This is a genomic window from Faecalibacterium sp. AF28-13AC, from assembly GCF_003478405.1.
GTDB lineage: Bacteria > Bacillota > Clostridia > Oscillospirales > Ruminococcaceae > Faecalibacterium > Faecalibacterium prausnitzii_E.
Genome location: NZ_QUFG01000020.1, coordinates 7,064 through 14,057, shown reverse-complemented (window position 1 = coordinate 14,057; position 6,994 = coordinate 7,064). Strand labels below are relative to the sequence as shown.

The 6,994-nt window shown below is 50.6% G+C and carries 6 protein-coding genes and 1 pseudogene; all 7 read left to right on the top strand.

The window, feature by feature from the left end:
• Positions 1-518, top strand: a pseudogene (locus DWY95_RS16425) (histidine kinase); the annotation flags it as partial.
• The gene (locus DWY95_RS16420; protein ID WP_243082877.1) at positions 497-2,008 is read left to right on the top strand and encodes an ATP-binding protein; all 1,512 of its coding nucleotides are present in this window, start codon (positions 497-499) and stop codon (positions 2,006-2,008) included. The pseudogene DWY95_RS16425 and the gene DWY95_RS16420, both read left to right, overlap by 22 nt.
• Entirely contained in the window at positions 2,001-2,702 is a 702-nt protein-coding gene (locus DWY95_RS16415; protein ID WP_118554307.1) for a response regulator transcription factor, read from the top strand. The genes DWY95_RS16420 and DWY95_RS16415 overlap by 8 nt, the downstream gene beginning before the upstream one ends.
• A 1,068-nt stretch (positions 2,703-3,770) precedes the next feature.
• A complete protein-coding gene (locus DWY95_RS16405) occupies positions 3,771-4,796 on the top strand; it encodes a hypothetical protein (RefSeq protein WP_243082875.1) in 1,026 nt (341 codons plus the stop codon).
• Between the two features lie 79 nt (positions 4,797-4,875).
• Complete coding sequence (locus DWY95_RS16400; protein ID WP_243082879.1) at positions 4,876-6,168, top strand: virulence-associated E family protein; 1,293 nt, start codon at positions 4,876-4,878, stop codon at positions 6,166-6,168.
• Between the two features lie 212 nt (positions 6,169-6,380).
• The gene (locus tag DWY95_RS16395) at positions 6,381-6,695 is read left to right on the top strand and encodes a helix-turn-helix domain-containing protein (RefSeq protein WP_087231334.1); all 315 of its coding nucleotides are present in this window, start codon (positions 6,381-6,383) and stop codon (positions 6,693-6,695) included.
• Between the two features lie 12 nt (positions 6,696-6,707).
• A partial coding sequence (locus DWY95_RS17480; RefSeq protein ID WP_243082872.1) for an Arm DNA-binding domain-containing protein occupies positions 6,708-6,994 on the top strand: 287 nt, incomplete at its 3' end.

Genomic DNA, 6,994 nt, shown 5'->3' with positions numbered 1-6,994 from the left:
CTGACCGGGTGAACTTGCTGACGGAAAGCGCCAGAGTACAGAGCCGAGGCGATTACCATACAGACGAGCGCATTCTGGCATGTCTTTCCTCGTCGCCATCCAATGCAAAAATCATTCGGACTGCTGCAAGGATGGCAAGAGCCTTTCGGGGAACATTTACCGCTCTTTATGTGGAAACGCCAAATACAGCGGCGATGGGTGACGATGATAAAAAGCGTTTGCAGGATAATAAGCGTCTGGCCCAGCAACTTGGCGCTACGATTGAGACAAGTTATGGCGATGACGTGCCTTATCAGATTGCGGAATTTGCCCGTCTTTCCGGCATCTCAAAAATCGTAATTGGACGAAGTACCATTGCACGAAAGAATATTTTCAGCAAGCCTACCTTGACGGAACGCCTGATTTCCAGCGCACCTAATCTGGATATTCATGTGATACCGGATGCCAGCACAGGAACCAGCTATCAGGAAAAAAGCGTAAGGCGCAGGCAGATGCGATGCCCCTGCGTGATGTTCTGAAAAGTATCGTCGTATTGCTGGTAGCTACACTGATTGGCTGTGGCTTTGACGCTTTTGGGTTCACGGAGAGTAATATTATCGCAGTTTACATATTAGGCGTACTTGTGGCCGCTGTAATCACAACCAACCGACCGTGCGGGATTCTGACCTCGGTTGTCAGTGTGCTGGTTTTCAATTTCTTTTTTACCACTCCGAGACTGACATTCCATTTTGACGATCCGAACTATATTGTTACCTTTACCATTATGTTTATAGTAACACTGCTTTCCGGATCTCTCGCTACCCGGCTGAAAGAAAATGCGAAACAATCTGCCCATACAGCTTACCGTACAAAGATTCTTTTTGAAACCAACCAGCTTCTGCAAAAAGAGCAGGATGAGAATGCGGTAATCACCGCTACGGCAGGGCAGCTCATGAAGCTGCTGAAAAAAGATATTGTCGTCTACCTGTCTGATGGTAAAGAACTTGCCACCCCTAACGTTTTTCGTGCTGTTAATAGCATTCAGGAAGATTTAATTTCTGAGAACGAGAAAGCAGTCGCCGATTGGGTCTTCCGAAACAATAAACACGCCGGTGCCACAACAGATACAGTATCCAGTGCAAAGTGTTTATACCTTGCGATTCGGGTCAACCAGCATGTATATGGAGTGGCTGGTATTGCGGTGAACGGTATTCCGCTGGACTCTTTCGAAAACAGCGTACTCCTCTCTATTCTGGGCGAGTGCGCTTTGGCACTTGAAAACATCAAAAACGCCAAAGAAAAAGAGGAAGCGGCTCTTCTGGCGCAAAATGAACAGCTTCGTGCTAACCTGCTGCGGGCAATCTCTCATGATCTTCGAACCCCTTTGACAGCGATTTCTGGCAGCGCAGACAATTTGCTTGCAAATTATAAAAAGATGGATGATGCATTGCGGGAGCAGACCTTTACCGATATTTATGACGATTCCATGTGGCTGATTAATCTCGTTGAAAACCTGCTGGCAGTCACACGAATTGAGGGCGGACAGGTCAATCTAACTCGGAGTATCGAACTCATGGATGAGGTCGTTTCTGAAGCACTGAAGCACATCAACAGAAAGAGTAAAGAACACACCATTCGTGTGACCAGCGGGAATGACTTTATCCTTGCCCACATTGATGCGAAGCTGATCGTTCAGGTGATTATCAATTTGGTTGACAACGCCATCAAATATACCCCTGTCGGTTCAGTAATTGAAATACATACCGATCAAAAAGAGCAATGGGTCACGGTTTCCGTTTCCGACAACGGCCCTGGGATTCCCGATGAGCAGAAACCCCGTATTTTCGATATGTTTTATAGTGGGGCCAATAAAGTGGTCGACAGCCGCAGAAGCCTTGGATTGGGGCTGTCCCTCTGTAAGTCCATTGTGACCGCCCACGGCGGCACGATCACCGTATCAGACAATCAGCCAAATGGTACTGTGTTTACATTTACATTACCCGCCGGGGAGGTAGAGCTTCATGAATAAACCTTTGATATTAGTGGTTGAGGATGATCCATCTATACGAAATCTCATTACAACCACATTGAAAACAAATGATTATCGTTATGTGGTAGCGCCCAGTGGCTCGACAGCCATTATGGAGGCCACATCGCACAATCCTGAAATCATCTTGCTGGATTTGGGCTTGCCGGATATGGATGGCGTTCAAGTCATTCAAACGGTACGCTCCTGGTCCAATGCCCCCATCATTGTAATTAGCGCCAGAAGTGAAGATAATGACAAGATTCATGCATTGGATGCCGGAGCTGACGATTATCTGACAAAACCTTTTTCTGTTGAAGAATTATTGGCTCGACTTCGGGTGACGCAGCGAAGACTCTCTCTGATGACGGCAGAGATGTTTACTGCCAGTTCTGTATTTGTGAATGGTAAGTTGAAAGTGGATTATGCCGGGGGATGCGCTTATCTGGATGAAAACGAACTTCACCTGACACCCATGGAGTATAAGCTGTTGTGTCTGCTGTCCAAGAATGTCGGCAAGGTACTGACCCATACCTTTCTCACACAAAATATCTGGGGCCGCAGTTGGGATAACGATGTGGCTTCCCTGCGGGTATTTATGGCAACACTGCGGAAAAAGCTGGAGCCAACAGAGGAGTCCCCGCAATACATCCAAACACATATTGGTGTGGGCTACCGTATGATAAAAGTAGAATAATACTATGCGGTCGGCCAGTGTTCACAGATGCATCAGATGTTCAACATACCGAATTGAAGCTCATGCCGAATCACCGTTTGAATTTGCGGTCGCTGCGAACCTTTCTGACCGTGGATGACGAAACGTTTGAACGCTTGCAGAAACGGTTTGAGAGTATGGTACGATAACCTGTTTCTGATTTAAAAAACTTGTCAAGAGGGCTGGCACCGTCCAGTCCTCTCTCTTTTTGCCAAAGTTCCCCTTTCTTTTTCTTGCAAGCTGCCGAAATCAGCGTGTTCTCAAAAGTTCGCGTTTGCGCAGCGCAGCGGAGCAATGAAAGCCCCAGTGGGGCTTTTAAGCGACAGAACGGTCTTGCGCAGCAAGATGGAGGGGCCTCGCCCCGACAAGTTCACGTTGACACGGCTCGATTTTTATGGTAATCTATTCCAATAATTTAATATAACATATTTTTACATATTCGTTCAGACCCTGCGGGGATGAACATTTTGGCTTTCAGCCGTTACATAACCGACTAGCATGACCTTCCAGAAAAAGCGAAGGCAGAGCTGGTCTGTTTTGTGACGGCTTTTTTGTTGCCGTTTTGCTCGTTGAACCTTGAAAACCGTATGACCGTCTGCATGGAATACCCGGCGATGACCCTGAGAAGGAGAGCCGGAAAACGCCGCCGGAAGGGGGCAGGAAAGCCATGCAGGGAGAACGGCGCACCCAATATCAACTGGTCAAAATGGCCAGTTGATGTGGTGAATGACACAAAGCGTCATTCACCAGAAAAACCTTATGCGTTACGGCTCACCTCATGTGGACAATTTGTCTACATGAGGTAAACTGTCGCAGCCTAAGTCAATGTGTTCAAACTGAGCACATCTGAAATTAACACGACACAACGGACGAGCCGGAACCTACGGCACCTATAACCCCAAGCACAATGACCGGAGTTTCAATCTTTCCAACCGTGAACACATCGACCCGGAACGAGCCAAGGGCAACATCTACTGGGACTGCTTTCACGGTTTCCGTTCGGCTCTCGCTCCACCCGACCCGGACGATCTGGCAGCGACCTTCTCAGATGTGGAACAGCAATTCTACGAGACCCACTACACGGCCTTCATCGAAAACCAGAACGAGCGTAACGCCAAGATTCGGCACACGGAGCGTAATCGCTCCATTCCTGACCTGCTGTCCAGCCGCAAGACCTGCCCGGAGGAGACCATCTACCAGCTTGGGACGCTGGACGAACACGCTTCGGCAGAGGACTTGCTGAACATCGTCACCGAGTTCATTGAGGAGTTCAAGGTCAAGTATGGCGACCACGTTCATGTGCTGGACTGGGCGCTGCATTTGGACGAAAGCACACCCCACATCCACGAGCGTCATGTGTTCGACTGCGAGAACAAGTACGGCGAGATCGCTCCGCAGCAGGAAAAGGCACTGGAAGCGTTGGGCTTCGACCTGCCCGACCCGGACAAGCCCCTCAGCCGCCGCAACAACCGCAAGATCACCTTTGATGCCGCCTGCCGAAAGATGCTGTTTGAGATCGCCAAGCGGCACGGGCTGGAATTGGAGGAAGAAGCGGAATACGGCAACAGCAAATATCTGGAAAAACAGGACTTCATCCTCGCCAAGCAGAAGGAGCAACTTGCCGCCCAGCAAAGCAAGCTGGACGAATTGACCTTGAAAGTTTCGGATATGGAGACCCTGCTGGAAAATGTTTCGGCTGCGGCCTATGACAAGGCGGTGGAGGTCGTGACGGACGTGGTGCGCACCGAGACCCGCAAGGAAGATATGCGGATGATCGAGGACACAAAAAAGTGGGTGCTGTCCCCGGAACGCAAGGCTCCGCAGGCCACGAGAGAGTACGCTGCCCATCGGTTGGATACCGTGCTGGACAAGTTCCTCAAGACCATGCAATCCACCGCTGCACGTCTGCAGGAAAAGCTGCTAAAGCCGGAAGTCCGACAGAAGGGCAAGGAGCAGGTCAAGGAGAAAGCACGGGATTCAGTTCTGCACCTGTTGAGCCGTTTGCAGGCGGAACAGGCGCAGCGGAAATCCGAAGAGCCGCATACTGCGGAAAAACCAGAAAATTGTTTTCAATGATAGTACGAGGTGATGTTTATTGAGCAAAGAAGTCAATCAAGAAAAACGCGCTCCCCGAACCGTTACCGATGTGAAAGAAATGCTGACCAAGCACTCCAATGGCGAAATTCAGCGGACGATCCAGAACTGTATCACGATTTTGCAGAATGACCATGTGCTTGCCGATGCCATCCGGCTGAACTTGTTGAGTGAGCGCATCGACATCGTAAAGCCTGTGGGTTGGCCCCGCTCCGGCAAGACCCTGAACGACACCGACATGAAGTATATCCTACGGCGAATGGAGAAGTACGGCATTTTCAGCGAGAAGAAGATCGAATCCGCCATCCGCATCGTTGCCAACGAGAATCGCTACCACCCCATCCGGGATTATCTGAACAGTCTGAAATGGGATGGGACTGAACGGATTCCCCATGTCCTGCATCATTTCCTCGGTGCTGCGGAGGACGAATACACTTGCGAAGCCATGAAGATCTTCCTGCTGGGAGCCATCAAGCGGGTGTTCCAGCTGGGATGTAAATTTGAAACCATGCTCTGTCTGGTGGGCGGGCAAGGTGTTGGGAAGTCCACCTTTTTTCGGCTGTTGGCGGTCAAGGACGAGTGGTTCTCGGATGACCTGCGGCGGCTGGACGATGACAACGTGTACCGAAAGCTGCAAGGCCACTGGATCATCGAAATGTCGGAGATGATCGCCACCGCCAATGCCAAGAGCATCGAGGAGATCAAGAGCTTTCTCAGCAAACAGAAGGAGACCTATAAAATCCCCTACGAGGCCCATCCTGCCGACCGTCTGCGCCAGTGCGTCTTTGCTGGCACGACCAACCGGCAGGATTTTTTGCCCCGTGACCGCACCGGCAACCGCCGTTTTATCCCCATCCCGGTGGATGCAGAACTGGCCGAGGTGCACATTCTGAACAACGAGGAAGATTCCCGTGCCTATATCGACCAGCTTTGGGCAGAAGCTATGACTATCTACAACAGCGGCGATTATAAGCTGGCGTTCAGCCCCGCCATGCAGGAAACGCTGCAAGCCCATCAGCAGGACTTCATGCAGGAAGATGCACAGGCTGGCATGATCTACGCCTTTCTGGAAGACTACATGGGGGACCGGGTGTGTTCCAAGCAGCTCTATGCGGAGGCACTGGGCAACACCAATATCCCGGCTGAGTGGGAGACCCGTGCCATCTGTGAGATCATGAACACCGGAATTTCGCGCGGCGATATTCAAGGCTGGCAGGCGCACAAGACCGCCAAGCGTTACCCGAAGTACGGTGTTCAGAAAGGCTGGGAGCGCGTAACTAGCCCCGAAGCCGGGGCTGAAAATTTCTCCGAAATAACGGATGCGGAAGCCCAGCAGCTGGGCTTTCCCTTCTGACGAGCAGCGGTTACACGTCTGGTTACAGATTCGGTTACACCTCAGTTACGGCGCAAAAGCCGCATGACCGCTGCGTTTTCCTCTTTCTGTAACCATGTAACCTTAAAAGAATAAGAAAAAGTATAAAGTGCATCGGACAGCCTGTGTGCAGAAAAAGAGAGTTTTCCTACCCGGTTACAGGCGTTCGGTTACAAGGAATTGGAGGTCTGCCTATGAATATGAATCGGCCTGACATGACCGAAACTGTGAAATCCGAAAATTATACGAATAAGTTCTTGCAAAAGGACTCGAACCCGGTTACAATGAAAGCGTCTAAATCCCCTGCCATTGAATCTTCTGACCAGACCAAAGCAGCCAAGCACGAACCTCTTGTTTACCGGGTGGAGGAAATCGCCCAGCTTTTGGCGATTTCTCCTCGCGCTGCGTACAACCTGTGCAACACCACGAAGGATTTTCGGGTGCTGCGCATCGGCACCAGTATCCGGGTAAACAAGCAGAGCTTTGACAACTGGTTTGCGGCGGTCTGAGGGAGGTAATCTATGGCATCTATTATGAAGCGCGGAGATTCCTACTCCGTCCGTTATAAGTACAAAGACCATTCCGGCAAGCCCTGCGAGGGCTGGGAGAGTTTCAAGACCAGGAAGGAGGCGCAGGAGCGAAAAATCACGGTCGAGAAAGAACTGCTGGACGGCACGTTCCTTGTTCCCGACACCATAACGGTCGAGGAAATGCTGTACAAGTGGCTTCCGATCCAGTCCACCAAACACAAGTGGTCACCCAAGACCTACACCCAGTCCGTGGCGATGGTGCAGAACCTTATCGTGCC

Excerpts from the sequence above, each read along its gene's own strand:
- DWY95_RS16415 (WP_118554307.1), top strand. The coding sequence starts at position 2,001 with ATGAATAAACCTTTGATATTAGTGGTTGAGGATGATCCATCTATACGA.
- DWY95_RS16420 (WP_243082877.1), top strand. The coding sequence starts at position 497 with ATGCCCCTGCGTGATGTTCTGAAAAGTATCGTCGTATTGCTGGTAGCT.
- DWY95_RS16400 (WP_243082879.1), top strand. The coding sequence starts at position 4,876 with ATGCTGACCAAGCACTCCAATGGCGAAATTCAGCGGACGATCCAGAAC.
- DWY95_RS16395 (WP_087231334.1), top strand. The coding sequence starts at position 6,381 with ATGAATATGAATCGGCCTGACATGACCGAAACTGTGAAATCCGAAAAT.